This window comes from Nonomuraea sp. NPDC049714, assembly GCF_044465295.1.
Classification (GTDB): Bacteria; Actinomycetota; Actinomycetes; order Streptosporangiales; family Streptosporangiaceae; genus Nonomuraea.
The window spans coordinates 161,112-175,407 of the sequence record NZ_JBITLM010000009.1 but is presented as its reverse complement, the minus strand read 5'-3'; the positions used below and the strand labels follow the sequence as shown (position 1 = coordinate 175,407).

At 70.5% G+C, this 14,296-nt stretch carries 15 protein-coding genes; 4 read left to right on the top strand and 11 right to left on the bottom strand.

Features of this window, described 5'->3' with window-relative positions:
* Positions 1–57: 57 nt before the first annotated feature.
* Both ACIBQX_RS32080 and ACIBQX_RS32075 read right to left on the bottom strand, forming a co-directional pair.
* Positions 58–1,044, bottom strand: a complete 987-nt coding sequence (locus ACIBQX_RS32080; protein ID WP_397011099.1) for an AraC family transcriptional regulator — start codon at positions 1,042–1,044, stop codon at positions 58–60.
* Positions 1,045–1,071: 27 nt separating this feature from the next.
* A complete protein-coding gene (locus ACIBQX_RS32075; protein WP_397011097.1) occupies positions 1,072–1,710 on the bottom strand; it encodes an HD domain-containing protein in 639 nt (212 codons plus the stop codon).
* A 103-nt stretch (positions 1,711–1,813) separates the two neighbouring features.
* Here ACIBQX_RS32075 and ACIBQX_RS32070 point away from each other — a divergent pair, with 103 nt between their 5' ends.
* On the top strand, positions 1,814–2,236 hold the full coding sequence (locus ACIBQX_RS32070; protein ID WP_397011095.1) for a helix-turn-helix domain-containing protein: 423 nt from the start codon (positions 1,814–1,816) through the stop codon (positions 2,234–2,236).
* A gap of 25 nt (positions 2,237–2,261) precedes the next feature.
* Here the strand turns inward: ACIBQX_RS32070 and ACIBQX_RS32065 are convergent, their stop codons facing one another.
* Positions 2,262–3,329 (bottom strand): Kelch repeat-containing protein, encoded by a 1,068-nt coding sequence (locus ACIBQX_RS32065; protein WP_397011093.1) that lies wholly within the window; start codon positions 3,327–3,329, stop codon positions 2,262–2,264.
* Between the two features lie 93 nt (positions 3,330–3,422).
* Here ACIBQX_RS32065 and ACIBQX_RS32060 point away from each other — a divergent pair, with 93 nt between their 5' ends.
* Entirely contained in the window at positions 3,423–4,124 is a 702-nt protein-coding gene (locus ACIBQX_RS32060; protein WP_397011091.1) for a TetR/AcrR family transcriptional regulator, read from the top strand.
* Between the two features lie 43 nt (positions 4,125–4,167).
* On the opposite strand, the gene ACIBQX_RS32055 is transcribed toward ACIBQX_RS32060, so the two are convergent.
* From ACIBQX_RS32055 to ACIBQX_RS32030, 6 genes are all read right to left on the bottom strand, one after another.
* A complete protein-coding gene (locus ACIBQX_RS32055; protein ID WP_397011541.1) occupies positions 4,168–5,028 on the bottom strand; it encodes an amidohydrolase family protein in 861 nt (286 codons plus the stop codon).
* A gap of 125 nt (positions 5,029–5,153) precedes the next feature.
* On the bottom strand, positions 5,154–6,473 hold the full coding sequence (locus ACIBQX_RS32050; RefSeq protein WP_397011089.1) for an MFS transporter: 1,320 nt from the start codon (positions 6,471–6,473) through the stop codon (positions 5,154–5,156).
* 151 nt (positions 6,474–6,624) lie between these two features.
* Complete coding sequence (locus ACIBQX_RS32045) at positions 6,625–7,464, bottom strand: SDR family NAD(P)-dependent oxidoreductase (protein WP_397011087.1); 840 nt, start codon at positions 7,462–7,464, stop codon at positions 6,625–6,627.
* Between the two features lie 5 nt (positions 7,465–7,469).
* Complete coding sequence (locus tag ACIBQX_RS32040) at positions 7,470–8,567, bottom strand: hypothetical protein (protein ID WP_397011085.1); 1,098 nt, start codon at positions 8,565–8,567, stop codon at positions 7,470–7,472.
* The gene (locus ACIBQX_RS32035) at positions 8,564–9,103 is read right to left on the bottom strand and encodes a UGSC family (seleno)protein (protein ID WP_397011083.1); all 540 of its coding nucleotides are present in this window, start codon (positions 9,101–9,103) and stop codon (positions 8,564–8,566) included. The genes ACIBQX_RS32040 and ACIBQX_RS32035 overlap by 4 nt, the downstream gene beginning before the upstream one ends.
* Before the next feature lie 31 nt (positions 9,104–9,134).
* Positions 9,135–9,359 carry a hypothetical protein gene (locus ACIBQX_RS32030; RefSeq protein WP_397011081.1) on the bottom strand — a complete coding sequence of 75 codons (225 nt, stop codon included), beginning with the start codon at positions 9,357–9,359 and terminating at the stop codon, positions 9,135–9,137.
* A 336-nt stretch (positions 9,360–9,695) separates the two neighbouring features.
* On the opposite strand from ACIBQX_RS32030, the gene ACIBQX_RS32025 reads away from it, so the two are divergent.
* Positions 9,696–10,580, top strand: coding sequence for an IclR family transcriptional regulator (locus ACIBQX_RS32025; protein WP_397011079.1), 885 nt, complete (start codon positions 9,696–9,698; stop codon positions 10,578–10,580).
* Positions 10,581–10,636: 56 nt separating this feature from the next.
* Here ACIBQX_RS32025 and ACIBQX_RS32020 read toward each other — a convergent pair whose 3' ends face one another.
* Positions 10,637–11,476 carry an SDR family NAD(P)-dependent oxidoreductase gene (locus tag ACIBQX_RS32020; protein WP_397011077.1) on the bottom strand — a complete coding sequence of 280 codons (840 nt, stop codon included), beginning with the start codon at positions 11,474–11,476 and terminating at the stop codon, positions 10,637–10,639.
* Positions 11,477–11,512: 36 nt separating this feature from the next.
* Positions 11,513–12,802 (bottom strand): phenylacetate--CoA ligase family protein, encoded by a 1,290-nt coding sequence (locus tag ACIBQX_RS32015; RefSeq protein ID WP_397011075.1) that lies wholly within the window; start codon positions 12,800–12,802, stop codon positions 11,513–11,515.
* Between the two features lie 366 nt (positions 12,803–13,168).
* Between ACIBQX_RS32015 and ACIBQX_RS32010 the strand changes: the two genes are divergently transcribed.
* Positions 13,169–14,284 carry a zinc-binding dehydrogenase gene (locus tag ACIBQX_RS32010; RefSeq protein WP_397011073.1) on the top strand — a complete coding sequence of 372 codons (1,116 nt, stop codon included), beginning with the start codon at positions 13,169–13,171 and terminating at the stop codon, positions 14,282–14,284.
* Positions 14,285–14,296 lie beyond the last annotated feature (12 nt).

Sequence of the window (14,296 nt, the reverse complement as noted above, 5' to 3'; positions counted from 1 at the left end):
TCCCCCTACGGTTTACCTGCGTCAACGCTAGGCTTCGGCGGTGGGAGGGGACCATCCTCAGGCGTCTGCGAAACTTACGAGATGCTCTGCGGGCGGGCCCTGCGGCGGCGGAGCGGCCGCCATCGGGTTCGCCCGGTATCGTCCCGGCGGCACCCCGACGACCCGCTTGAAGGCGGCGCTGAACCCGGCCTCCGAGGCATAGCCCCACTCGGCGGCGACCGACGCCACCGTACGGTCTCCGGCCAGCAGCGCCCGCCCAGCCGTGTGCATGCGCCAGCGCAGCAGATACTCCAGCGGCGGCATCCCGACCATCTGCCTGAACCTGGCCGCGAACGTCGCTCTCGACATGCCCACCGCGTGGCCGAGATCGGCGACCGTCCACCGCCGCGCCGGCTGCCGGTGCATGAGCACCAGCGACCCGCCGATCTGGGGATCGCCCAGCGCGCCCAGCCAGCCGTACGGCGTCGTCCCGCCGGACTCCTCGACCAGGGCCCGGACAGCTTGCAGGAACAGCATCTCGGCGAGTCGTTCGATCATCACCGGTGCGCCGATCCGGACCCGGTCGGCCTCTTCCAGGCAGAGCCGGAGCAGCGGCTGGATCGCCCGGGCGGGTGCCGTACCGGCTCGGATCGCTGTCAGGACCGGCAGCCCGGACAGCAACGAGGCGACGGTGGGGTCGAGGAAGTGGACGCTGGCGCCGAGGAGGAGCGTGGGCTCCGCGCCCGGTTCGCCGAGCTGGACGATCCGGGTCCGGGACGCCTGATAGACCCGCTGACCGTCGTCCAGCGGCGTGGACCGCTCGTCGGCCACCTGGAACCAGTGGAAGCCGGACAGCAGGAAGCAGTCGCCGGCCGAGAGCCGCAAGGAGGGTTCGCCGTCCGCCCCCAGAACGCAGGAACCGGTGAGCACCGCGCCGATCTTGATGTGTTCATGGGCGTCGAAGCGCAGTCCCCAGTGACCCGTGGCCTCGACTCCCGACAGGTGACCGACGCGGACGTTGAGCGCCGCCAGCACGTCGAGCAGCGGGTCCGGCATCCTTTCCATGCGCATCGAGAATACTGTCGCCGCCCTCTACTCCGGCCAGGCGGAGTTCTGGATGACCTCGACGAAGTCGATGTGCCGGAACCCCGGGACGAAGTGTTCCAGCACGTCGCTGTTGACCGTGCCGAAGGTGCTGTCGGGGCGGTGCCGGAAGCCCTCGGTGAAGGCGGCGAGGATCTGCCGCTTGAAGTCGAGCCGAGGATGGGCGGCCGTCACGGCCTCGATGTCGCCGGCGGACAGCTTGTCGTGGCCGATGCCGAGCACGTCGGTCTCGACCCCCGCCGTCACCAGCGCCACCTCCGGCTCCAGCCGCCACGGCACCTCGGGCGTGGTGTGCAGGGCGATGCCCTCCCAGACCTTGCGGATGTCGGCCTCCGGCACCTTGTGCGCGGCGAGGAAGCGCCGTGCCTCGTCCGCGCCGTCGAGCTCGAAGCGCTGGTCGTCGCGCCGGTACGTCTCGGTGAGCCCCAGGTCGTGGAACATCGCCCCGACGTAGAGCAACTCCGGGTCGGCGACGAGACCGAGCCGGCGGCCCTGCAGCATGCCGAAGAGATAGACCCGGCGGGAGTGATGGAACAGCAGCGGCGGCGCCGCCTGGCGGACGAGGTCGGTGGCCTCGGCGGCCAGGGCCGAGTCCGGGATCCGTACGCCCGCGATCGTCTCTGTCATGGTGGTGTCCTTCCCGTGATACAGCCGTTCACCTGGACCAACACTGCCGGACGGCCGGGCGGGGCACACCGCGCCGTGGGCCATACTGTCCACAGATACGGACATGAGCAGGGCGGCCCTGGTGGTCTTCCTGCAACGTCCGGGAGGGCAGTCGCAGTTCTCGCCGTCGCTGCGTGGCCCCCGCCCGCGCACGCCCCTGCTGCGCGCGGTGTTCGACGAGGTGGCGGCCGATCCTGCGGGCGACCACTCGGTGGGGCGGCTCGCCGCCAGGGCGAACGTCAGTCCCCGGCACCTGTCGCGCCTGTTCAAGGAGGAGCTGGGCATGACCCCGGCCAAGTACGTCGAGGCCGTCCGCTTCGACGCGGCGAAGTCGATGCTGGACGCGGGCCACTCGGTGACGCACGCCGCCGAGCGGGCGGGCTTCGGCAGCTCGGAGTCGCTGCGGCGGGCGTTCGTCCAGCACCTGGGCATCCCGCCGCGCTCCTACCAGCAGCGTTTCCTGTCCACCGGCCGCGCCTCCGGCTGAGCCGCAGGCGCGGCGGCGAGGCCGCTCAGCGGTGGCGGGGGCGGAAGGCGTCGATGACGTCCATCGGGGCGGCGCCCGCCGCGTCGCCGCCACCGGGGATGTAGATCGTGCCGCCCACCGCGACCGCCGCCGTGCCGTGCCGCGGCACCGGCATCGGCGCGAGCCGCTGCCAGCGGTTTCGCTCCGTGTCGTAGGCCTCGGTCTGGGCGAAGACGCCGTTGGAGCCCTCGGCCGGGTTGCCCTCGCCGCCGAAGGTGTAGATCGTCGAGCCGACGGCCGCGGCGGCGATGCCGCCACGGGCGGTCGGCATCGGCGCCCGCTCGGTCCAGCGGCGGGCCCGCAGGTCGAAGGCGTAGACGGTGTCCCGGACGTTCACCTGCCCCCGGTCCCGGCCGCCGAGCACGTAGAACGTCCCGCCGACGATGGCGCCGCCGACGTGGTCGCGCGCCTGGGGCAGGCTGGGCAGGCTCTCCCAGCGGCCGGTCACCACGTCGTAGGAGGAGACCGTGGCCACCGTGTCCTGAAGGCCGCCCGGCCCGGGGGTCAGGGTCCGCATGCCGCCGGCGAGGTAGATCTTCGTCCCGCGGACGCCCATCGCGGAGCTGCCCCGCTCGGTCCCGGCCGGCATCGGCGCGAGCTCCGTCCACCGGTTCGTCCCGGGATCGTAGACGTAGCTGTCACGCAGCGCCTGCCATGAGCTGCCACCGGACAGGGCGCCGAGGACGTAGATCTTGCCACCGACCGCCGCGACGTTCGGGTGGTTCATGGCGACGGGCAGGGGCGCGCTCGGCGACCAGGAGTTCTTCCGGGTGTCGTACACCTCGACGCTGGTCGTGGTGACCACGGTGCCTGCGGCGTCGCGCTGGATGCCGCCGATGACGTACACCTTGCCGTTGAGCGCGACGACACTGTGCTCCTGCCGTACGCCACCGGCGATCGGCGCGAGCGGCTTCCAGCCGTTGCCGTAGACCGGGTCCGAGACGGTGGCGGGTTTCGTGACGGCCGGCTCCGGGTGTTCGGGGTGGGCGTGGGCCGGGGCGGCGGGGGCAGCCATCAGGGCGACCCCGAGTGCCAGGGCGGTCCATCGTCGCATTGCGACCTCCAATGTAATGGCGTTAAGATCAACCTATAACGACGTTACAAGACTCTTTATAACGGTGTCAAGCCATGGCTATAATGGCGTTATATGGAAACGTACGAAACCCAGGCTCGTCAGCGCATCCTCGACTCCGCGGCGGACCTGATCGCCGAGTCCGGCATCGAGGGCACCTCGATCCGGGAGATCTGCGCGGCCGCAGGCGTCACCGCGCCGACCGTCTACCACCACTTCGGCGACAAGAACGGCCTGATGGACGCCGTCGTCACGGACGGGTTCGAGCGCTATCTCGCGGAGAAACGCCGCCGCCGCCCGACCGCCGACCCGGTGGAGGACCTGCGCCGGGGCTGGCGCGGGCACGTGGAGTTCGGGCTCCGCCACCCCGCCTTCTACCGGCTGATGTACGGCGGAGCGCGGCAGGAGCAGCACCCCGCCGCCGCGGAAGGGGCGCGTATTCTGCACGGCATCGTCACGCGGATCGCCGAGGCCGGGCTGCTGCGGATGCCGGTCGACGAGGCCGTCCAGACGATTCACGCCGCCACGGTCGGCACCACGATCCTTCTGATCACCGACGCGGACGCGCCCGGCATCGAGGGGCTGTCGGAGCGGGTCCTCGACGCCGTGATCAACGCCGTCCTGGTCGCCCGGCCCCGCACGGAGGCCGACGGCCTGCCCGCAAAGGCCGGGACACTGCGCGGACTCCTGGCGCAGACCCCCGACGCCCCGCTCACGGCGGGGGAGCGCGCCATCCTCCTCGAACTCCTCGCCCGGCTCGCTGACCGGCGAGGGTAGGCCCGCCCCGGTCAGCGGGAGCCGCGGCCCATACCCGACCGATCTAGACGAGTCCCAGGAGGCGGGCCGCGTTGTCCTTGAGGATCTTGGGGCGGACCTCCGGCTTGATCTCCAGCTTGTCGAAGTCGGCCATCCAGCGGTCCGGGGTGATCACCGGGAAGTCGGAGCCGAAGAGCACCTTGTCCTTGAGCAGCGTGTTGGCGTACTGCACGAGCTGCGGCGGGAAGTACTTCGGCGACCATCCGGACAGGTCGATGTAGACGTACGGCTTGTGGGTGGCGACCGACAGCGCCTCGTCCTGCCAGGGGAACGACGGGTGGGCCAGGATGATCCGCAGCTCGGGGAAGTCCACCGCCACGTCGTCGAGCAGCATGGGGTTGGAGTACTTCAGCCGGATCCCGCCGCCGCCGGGGACGCCCGCGCCGATGCCCGTCTGGCCGGTGTGGAACAGCGCCGGCACCCCGAGCTCCTCGATGGCTTCGTACAGCGGGTAGGCGGCGTGGTCGTTGGGCGCCATGCCCTGGATGCTCGGGTGGAACTTGAAGCCGCGCACACCGTACTGCTCGACGAGCCTGCGCGCCTCGCGCGCGCCCGCCTTGCCCTTCCACGGGTCGATGCTGGCGAACGGGATCAGCACGTCGGCGTGCTCGGCGCAGTCCTCGGCGATCTCGTCGTTCGGGATGGGGGCGTGGCCGGTGGCCTGCTCGGCGTCCACGGTGAACACCACCGCGGCCATCCGCCGCTCGCGGTAGTAGGCGGCCATCTCCGCGATGGTCGGCTTCGGGTGCTCCTTGAAGTACTTGGCGGACGCGCCGAACAGCTCGGGGCTCAGCGACCCCTTCCCGTCCCGGGAGACCTCGGCGTGGGTGTGCACGTCGATCGCGACCAGGTCTGCGACGTTCATGACGGGATCTGCCACGAGCTCGGGCCTCCTGTGTGTCTCGCCACGGCCTGCGCCGTGGATCGGTTAGGGGTACGGTGCCGCGCGGGCCGGGGCGCACCTCGGCCCGCGCGGGCGTGATGGGGATACTAGGGCTCGGTCGTCACGGGCACCACGGCCGGCTCCTCGGGCTCCGACGTCGGCGGGATGACCCGCTTGACGCCGAGCACCGCGATGAGGCTCACCACGCCCAGCCCGGTGATGAGGGCGGCGACCGCGTTGGACGAGCCGGTCGACAGGTAGAGGGCGGGGAACGCCGGGGTGATCGCACCGGAGACGGTGGCGCCGATCGCGTAGGCGATGGAGATGCCGCTGTAGCGGACCTTGGTCTCGAACAGCTCGGTGAACAGGCCGCCCTGCGCGCCGGCCATGATGCCCTGCACGATCGCGGCGATCAGGAAGGCGACCACCGCCCCGCCGATGGTGCCGGTGTTGACCAGGGCGAACATCGGGAACGGCCAGATCACCGCGGTGACCGCGCCGATGGCGTAGAGGAGCTTGGGGTTGTAGCGGTCGGACAGCAGCGCGGAGACGACGATCGCGAGGATCCACACCGACGTGGAGGCCAGAATGATCGCGAGCAGCGCGTTACGGGTGTAGCCGACCTGGGTGCCGTAGGAGAGCATGTACACGGTCACCGCGTAGCCGATCGCGGGCGGGGCGATCGCGGCCAGGCTGGCCAGGATGAGGTTGCGCGGGTGGTTGCGGAGCAACTCCCTGAAGGGCACCTTGTTGATCGCCTTCTTGGCCTTCACCTGCTGGAACTCCCGCGACTCCGACAGCCGGACGCGGATGACGAAGCCGACGATGACCAGCAGCGCGCTCAGCAGGAAGGGGATGCGCCAGCCGTAGGAGAAGAAGTCCTCGTCGCTCATGCCGGCGACGAAGAGGAACGCCAGGTTCGAGGTCAGCACGCCGATCGGCACACCGAACTGGGCGAAGCTGCCGAAGAAGGCCCGGCGGCCCGGGGTGGCGCTCTCGGTGGAGATGAGCAGCGCGCCGCCCCACTCGCCGGCCACGCCGAATCCCTGGACGAGGCGGAGTGCCACCAGCAGCATCGGGGCGCCGAAGCCGATGGCGGCGTACGTGGGCAGCAACCCGATGGCGAACGTGGCTCCACCGGTCAGGAGCAGGGTCATGACCAGCATCGACTTGCGGCCGATCCGGTCACCGAAGTGGCCGATGACCGCGGCGCCGATGGGGCGGACCAGGAACCCGGCGGCGAATGCCGACAGGGACGAGAGGGTGGCGATCTCGGGGGAGGCGTCCGGGAAGAACAGTCTGGGGAACACGATCGCGGCGGCGGTGCCGAAGATGAAGTAGTCGTACCATTCGATCGACGTGCCGATGAAACTGGCGGCGAAGATGCCCTTGGTCGATGAGGCTTTCGTCGTGCCGTTGTTGGCCATGGATTGTGCTCCTCAGAGCGGGGGGTGAATGTACTTGAGCCGGGGGATCTCACATTTGCTGATCTTGTGAGGAACGTTACGGATTTACCTTTCGGAACGTAGTTTGGCCAATGCCTCCTAGTCTTGGGTCTTCTGCGGTGCCCGGCCTACGTCATATGTCGCGGTTGCGGGCGGTCGGGCTCGCGATGGGCGCCACCTGGCGGGGCGGCCCGCCCTCGACGGTCAGGGTGTGTCCGGAAATCCACCTGGCCCGGTCGCTGAGCAGGAACAACGTCGCGTGGGCGATGTCCCAGGCGGTGCCCTCGGTCTTCAGCGCGGTGCTCTCACGCCGCGGCTCGCGCCGTTCTTCGGGCATGTTCGCCGCGGCGAACGCGCCCCAAATCATGCCCACTCGCACGCAGTTGACCCGAATGCCCTGCGGCCCGAGGGTGGTGGCCGCGCCGTCGGTCATGTTCTCCAGCCCCGCCTTGGCGACGGAGTAGACCATCCCCGGCCCGCGCGCCACCACGGCCACCGAGGAGATGTTCACGATCGAGCTGCCGCGCGGCAGCACGGGGACGGCGTGCCGGGTGACCTGCCAGGCCGAGCCGAGGTTGACCGCCATCAGCTCGTCGAACCGTTCGGGAGTCACCTCGAACAGGCCGGCGGGGTCGCCCGACGCGACATTGTTCACCAGCGCGTCGAGCCCGCCCAGGTGCTCCACCACCTCGGCGACGGCCTCGGCGCAGGCTCGGTCGGAGGTCACGTCGGCGACCACGGCGATGGCTTCGCCGCCGGCCGCGACGATGGACTTCACGGTGCGCTCGGCGGCCGCCGCGTCGCGGTCGAGCACCGCGACCCGCGCGCCCTGCCCGGCCAGGACCCGGCTGATGGCGTAGCCGACCCCCGGCAGCTCGCCGTTCTGGCCGGCTCCGGTGACGAGCGCGGTCCGACCGGCCATCCACCGTGGTCCGGCGTCGGCGAAGGGGTCGATCAGCGGGTCATCGGGCATGGTCGTCATCCTCCGGCGCGGCCGAGCGGCGGCTCGATGCGGGCGGCGATGCCGGCCCAGTTGGAGAAGACCCGGACGACCATGGAGATGCCCGCGTTACGGGCGCCGGCCACGATGATCGGCAGGTTCTTGGGTGAGTTGTCGGCGAAGAACCGATCGAAGTCCCCGGTGTCGGTGTCGTCGCGCACGGCCCCGATGTTCCCCGCCCGGACGGCCTTGCCGGCCCGCGCCAGGTCGGCCTTCGGCCGCCCGCACCGCTCCAGCAGCCAGGTGCGCACGTCGTCCTTGCTCATCCCGGCCTTGGCCAGCAGCTGCGCGTGCTCGGGGCAGAACACCACGCCCGCGCTCGCGTGCTTGAACAGCCAGCTACCGGTGCGCGAGATGGTGTCGGCGAAGTCGCCCAGCAGCAGCTCGGGATCGTCGGTGTTCCGGTTGTCGACGAACTCGCTGGTCCTGAGCAGCGTGGTGGACACCGCGTCGGAGCCGGCGGCCACGCCGCCGTCCACCGAGAACGGCTCCCACGGGCTCTCTTCCTCGTTCTCGGCGATGCACATCGCCCAGCGTCCGGGGATGCCCTGGGTCGCCTGCTCCAGCACGTGCGGCACCACGCCGAGCGCGTTGCGGACGATCAGCCCGATCGCCCTGGCCACGGTGGCGTTCGCCCGGAATCCGGGGCCGAACACCCCGCCGGTGCTGTTGAAGCCGAGGCGCCCGCGTACCGGACCGTTGACCACGATCAGCGGCGCGGGGCCGCTGGTGCTCTGCCAGCCGCCGCCCACCGTGGAGCGCTCCGCCATCAGCGCGTCCCAGGCGGCCAGCACCACCGGGAAGTACTCCGGCTTGCAGCCGGCCATGACCGCGTTGACGGCGGCCAATTCGACCGACACCTGCCTCTTGAGGTGCTCGAGCTGGCCGATGACCTCGTCGGCGGGCCGGGAGGTGGTGGCGAGGAACCGGTCGACGAGCTCGCGCGTCGCCGGCACGACGGGCAGGCCGTCGGTCCAGCCCCGCTCGTACATGTACTCGATGGACTTGTGCGCGGCGTCCAGGGCGTCGGTGACCTCCATGGGCGCCTGGCTCGCCGTGTCGTCGACCGTGGTCATCGAGCGGCCTCGCACAGCCGCTCGGCCACGACGGCTGCCAGGTCCTCGGCGCGCTGGGCGACCTGCGCCTCGGTCAGCACCGCGACCGGGTGCGGCGTCAGCAGGAACTCGAAGTCCTTGTCGCCGTGCACCTCGGCCATCGCGCGCGCCGTCACCTCGAAGGCGTCGCTGCAGATCACCGCGGTCGGCAGGCCCGCACGCTCGAACGCGATGCCGTCGGCCGCCGCCGAGGCGCTGCACGATCCGCAGTCGCCGACCCCGGCGACCACCACGTCGCTGACCGCCTTGATCTCGTTCAGCATCGGCTCGTCCACCGGCCAGGCGACGTTCGGCTTGGTGCGCTGGATCGTCACCACCGCGCCGTACCGGGCCTCCAGCACCTTGCCGATCTCGGTCAGCATCTGGGCGGCGTTCTTCTTGGTGTTGCACAGCAGACCCACCCGGGCGCCGGCCAGGGTCGGCACCCGTCTCGCCGACGTCGCCACACTTACGGGACCTGCCGACAGGCCGGTCGGGTCAAGGATTCGATCGAACATCACACACCTCTTCTCATCCCCGTCGCCGGGGTCAGACGTCGCTGGGATAGGAGAGCCGGATGCCGTCGGCGGCCACGCCGAGGATCGGCTCCAGCATGCTCACCATCACGGTCTTGGGGACCAGGCAGTCGGCGCAGCTCTCGGGGTCGGCGGCGATCCGCACGTCGAATCCGGTGCCGCGTTCCTCGACGCTCAGGTGATAGCCATCGACGGCCAGCGTGGACCGCATCTGCTCCAGGCGTGCTTCGTCTCGCATCTTCGCCTCACTCACATCGTGACCGGCGGTCCGCGGGGGACTCTCGCGGGACGGGCCCGCGAGAGCGGCCGTTGGGCGGGCCGGGGGGCCACTACGACCCTGCTCAGAGCAATGTAAAACGTGGTTCAGACGAATGAACCAGGTCTTTCGTGAGGCGGAAGGGCTACTGACAATTCGCGTGCGTGCCCTGGTAGCTTCCCGGAAGGGAAGGCTGACTTCCGTAGAGCGGAAGGCTTTTTCAGCCAGTTTGGGCTACTATTGAAAGACTGTCCGTTTGTGTAGCCTGGTTAATGCCCATGTAACTCAGGTCACGAAAAACGACGGGCAGGTGAATAGATGACTGTCCTGGCAGACAAGTCTCTGGAACCCCATCGCCTGACATCGGCCCAGCGCGTCCTCTCGATCCTCGGGGTCTTCGACACCGAGAACCTGGCGCTGTCCCTCAGTGAGATCAGCCGCAGAACCGGTCTCACCCTCAGCACGACCCACCGACTACTCAACGAGCTCCGCTGCTGGGGCGCGCTGTCCCGGCACAGCGACGGCAAGTACAGCATCGGCCTGCGCATCCTGGAGCTCGGCACGCTCGCTCCCCAGGGCGGCCAGCTTCGCGAGATCGCCCTCCCGTTCCTGCATGACCTGCAGCACGCCACCCATGGCAACATCCATCTGGCGGTGCCCGAAGGGCATGACGTGATCTACGTCGAGTCACTCCGGGCCCGGGACACCGTTCCGGTGCCGAGCAGGCTCGGCGGGCGCTGGCCCATGCACGCGACCTGCACCGGGCTGGTGCTGCTGGCCAACTCCTCCCAGGAGTTCCAGGAGGAGGTGCTCTCCTCGAAACTGCGCCAGTACACCGTGAACACCCTGACCGACCCTGACGCGCTGCGGCACTTCCTGGCCGAGGTGCGCAAGTCGAGCGTGGCCATCATGGAGAGCCAGCTCACCTACGACGTGATGGCCGTCGCCGTGCCGATCCGCGGCCCGCGGGATCGCGTCGTGGCCGCCGTGGGCATCACCGTGCCGAGCGCGTCGATCACGCCGCACTCCCTGGTGCCGGCGCTGGCGGCGACCGCCCGCAGCATCTCCCGTGCCCTCGGCGCGCCGTCGGCCGTGGCCGAACCCGCGGGGCAGCGCCCGCCGGCGCCCTGGCAGGCGCGCGAGGTCAAGTACACCGCCCCGACGGCACGTCAGACCCCACGGGTGGCCGGCGGGGTGGCCTGACCGGGACGCCGACGGCGCGGGTCCGATGAGGGCCCGCGCCGCACGCGTACGTTCGCTTACTCGCCCATGGGGACCGAGGTGACCGGCTCCATGTCGTAGCGGTGCGGCGGGCCCCCGTCCACGGCGACGATCTGCCCGGAGACCCACCGGGCGCGGTCGCTCAGCAGGAACAGCCCGGCATGCGCGATGTCCCAGGACGTGCCCTCGGTCTTCAGCGAGGTGCCCAGGCGGCGGGTCTCGCGCATCGACTCGGGCATGCTGCCCCGCGCGGCGAACGCCCCCCAGATCGCGCCGACCTGGATGCAGTTGACCCGGATGCCCTGCGGCCCGAGGGTGGTGGCCGCGCCCTCGGTCATGTTCTCCATCCCGGCCTTGGCGATGCAGTAGACCAGGGCGGGGCCGCGCCTGGAGACGCCGACCGACGAGATGTTCAGGATCGAGCTGCCGCGCGGCATCACCGGGACGGAGTGCCGGGTGACCTGCCACGCCGACTTGAGGTTGATGTTCATGAGCTTGTCGTACTCGTCCGGAGTGACGTCGAAGATCCCGTTCCTGCCGCCGGCCGCGACGCTGTTGACCAGCGTGTCGAGGGTGCCGAAGCGGTCGACCACCTCGGCGACGGCGTCCGCGCAGGACCGGTCCGAGGTCACGTCGGCGATCACCGGGATCGCCTCGCCGCCCTCGTCGGCGATCATCTTGACGGTCCGCTCGGCGGCCTCCACGTCCCGGTCGAGGACGGCGATCCGGGCGCCGTGCCTGGCCAGCACCCGGCAGAAGGCGTATCCGACACCGGGGAACGAGGTGCTCTGGCCGCCTCCGGTGACGAGCGCGGTGCGCCCGGCCATCCACTGCGGGCCTGCTTCGGCGAAGGGATCGATCATCGGGTCGTCGGACATTACCTGCTCCATCCTGGTGTAGCTGTACAAGTGAGGTCAGCTGGAGATTCGGGTCAGGCGGGACTTCATCTCGCTGCGCTCCAGAGAGCCGGGCGGGACGATGGCGACCGAGGCGCGGACCGTCAGCCTGGCCCGGATCAGGTCCTCGATCTCGTGACGCAGCCCGTCCTGGTCGCCGGGCTCCTCGCCGACCTCGACCTCCACCCGCAGCGGCGGCTCCACGCTCGGGCCGGGGCCCGGCAGCACGATCTGCACCACGCCGTTGGTACGCGGGTGCAGCGTCTGCACCAGATCGCGGATCGCCGTGGGGAACACGTTCACGCCCCGCAGGATCAGCATGTCGTCCGTACGCCCCACGCAGCGGATGAGCGGTGCGCCGTCGTCGGCGAGCCCGGTGACGAGCACCCGGTCACGGGTGCGGAAGCGGACCAGCGGGCAGCACTCACGGTCCACCGAGGTGTAGACGAGCTCGCCGGAGACGCCCGGCTCGGGCACGAGCGGCTCGCCCGTCTCCGGGTCGATCAGCTCCACCAGCACGTGCCGGCCACCGGTGAAGCGCATGCCGCCGGCGCCCGGAGGCTCGGCGAACAGCACCGGCGCCATGTCCGCGTTGCCGAGGCCCTCGGTGACCTGCGCTCCCCAGGCCTCCTGCATGTGCCGCTGGAAGGCGGGCTCGCCGCCGCCGGGCTCGCCGCCGACGAAGATCTTGCGGATGCCGAACTCCCTGGGGTCGCGCCCCAGCTTGCGCACGTACTCGGCGAGGTAGCGGATGTAGGAGGGGGTGGCGTGCAGCGCCGTGACACCGAGGCTCTCCAGCGCCTGTACGGCCTTCTCCGACGCTCCGGTGCCGACCGGGACCATCGTGCAGCCGATGCGCTCCAGCGCGTCGCGGATCGGCAGCCCACCCACGAACAGCGTCAGGCCCGCGCCGTGCAGCACGATGTCCTCGCGGGTCGCGCCCATGGTCATGAAGGCGCGGGAGACCATCTCGGTCCACGCGTCGGAGTCGCGCCGGGTCACTCCCACCCAGCTGGGCTTGCCGGTGGTGCCGGTGGAGGCGTGGACGCGGATCACGTCGACCATGTCCACGCCCGCGTGGCCGCCGAGCGGCGGCGTGGCCGCCTGGGAGTCGCGCAGCATCTGCTTGTCCGTGAAGGGCAGTTTGCGCATGTCGTCCAAGGACACCAGTGCCGTCGGATCGGTCCCGTGCTCGGCGAACAGGCCGGCGTAGAAGGGAGAACGCGCGGGCAGCCCGGCGAGCTGCGTGCGGAGCATCGCGGTGACGGCGTTACGGTCCTCAGCCGCGACGAAGCCGGGTGTGATCACGTATTGTCCTTCCGGGGGAATGGGGTTGCCAATGCTCGGAAGCGGCCATGATGGCGGCCGCAGCGCATAAGGAGACTCCCGAGGCCGTGCCTCATGGCGGTTAGCTGCGGTGCTTCACTATGCCCAGCGGCCCGGCTGACAGACCAGCTGACTTTCGCGTCGCGGAAAGCAAATGCCGTGCGCCGCCGCCCGGTGGAAGAGCTCCCGGCGGTCACGTACAGGACACGGCGCGGTGATTGGTTTCCGCTGAGTGAAATCCTCGTCGCATTCGTCTGACCTCGCCGACATCCTGGCAGCCAAGCGAGACATGGCGTGCCGCCGCCGCCCCGGCGCACGACCACCACCAGGAGAGAGGCCCGCCCTTTCATGGCAGACACGGTACGTGCGGCTGTCCAGGTCGCCCCTCACAAGATCGAGATACGCGAGTTCCCCCGGCCGGAGATAGGCCCCGATGACGGCCTGATGCGTGTCGAGGCCAACGGCATCTGCGGCAGTGACGTCGAGATCTACAGGGGGCACATCGGGTCGATGGCCCGGGAGGACCCCAAGCCGTTCGTGCCCGGCCACGAGCCGATGGGCATCATCGAGGAGGTCGGGGAGCGGGCCGCGGCCCGGTGGGGCGTCAAGCCCGGCGACCGGGTGGCCGTGGAGGTCATCATCCCGTGCCACGCCTGTAAGACGTGCCTGGCCGGCCGCTATCAGGCGTGCCCCAACCGGCAGCCGGGGCACGGCGTGGCGGCCACCGACGTGGCCCCGTCGCTGTGGGGCGGGTTCGCCGAGCTGATGTACCTGTCCCCCAACACGATCCTGCACCCCATCGACCGGACGCTGCCGGCCGAGGTCGCCTCGATGTTCAACCCGCTGGGCGCCGGCGTCCGCTGGGGCGTGCACCTGGGCGAGATCGGGCTCGGCGACACCGTGCTGGTCCTCGGCGCCGGGCAGCGCGGCCTGGGCGCGGTCATCGCGGCGCGGGCGGCGGGCGCCGGCACGATCATCGTCACCGGCCTGGAGGCGGACGCGCACAAGCTCGCCCTGGCCCGCGAGTTCGGCGCCGACCACACCCTCGTGGTCGACGGCGAGCAGGCCGAGGACACCGTCGAGCGGGTCCGCGAGATCACCGGCGGCGAGATGGCCGACGTCGCGCTGGAGCTCACCCCGATGGCCGGCGGGCCGATCACCGACGCCCTGCTGTCCACCCGGCACAGCGGCCGGGTGGTGCTGGCCGGGCTCAAGGGTCAGCGGGAGATCCCGCTGCGCACCGACCTGATCATCAACCGCGGGCTGACGGTCGTCGGCGCGTTCGGTGTGGACAGCCGTGCCTACAAGGCGGCGATCGGCATCATCGAGTCACGCCGCTACCCCCTGGAGAAGCTGCACACCCACTCCTTCGGGCTGGACGACACCGCTCGCGCGATCGAGGTCCTCGGCGGCGACGTGCCGGGCGAGGCCGGCGTGCACGTCTCCGTCCACCCCAACTCCTGAGGCCCATCTCCT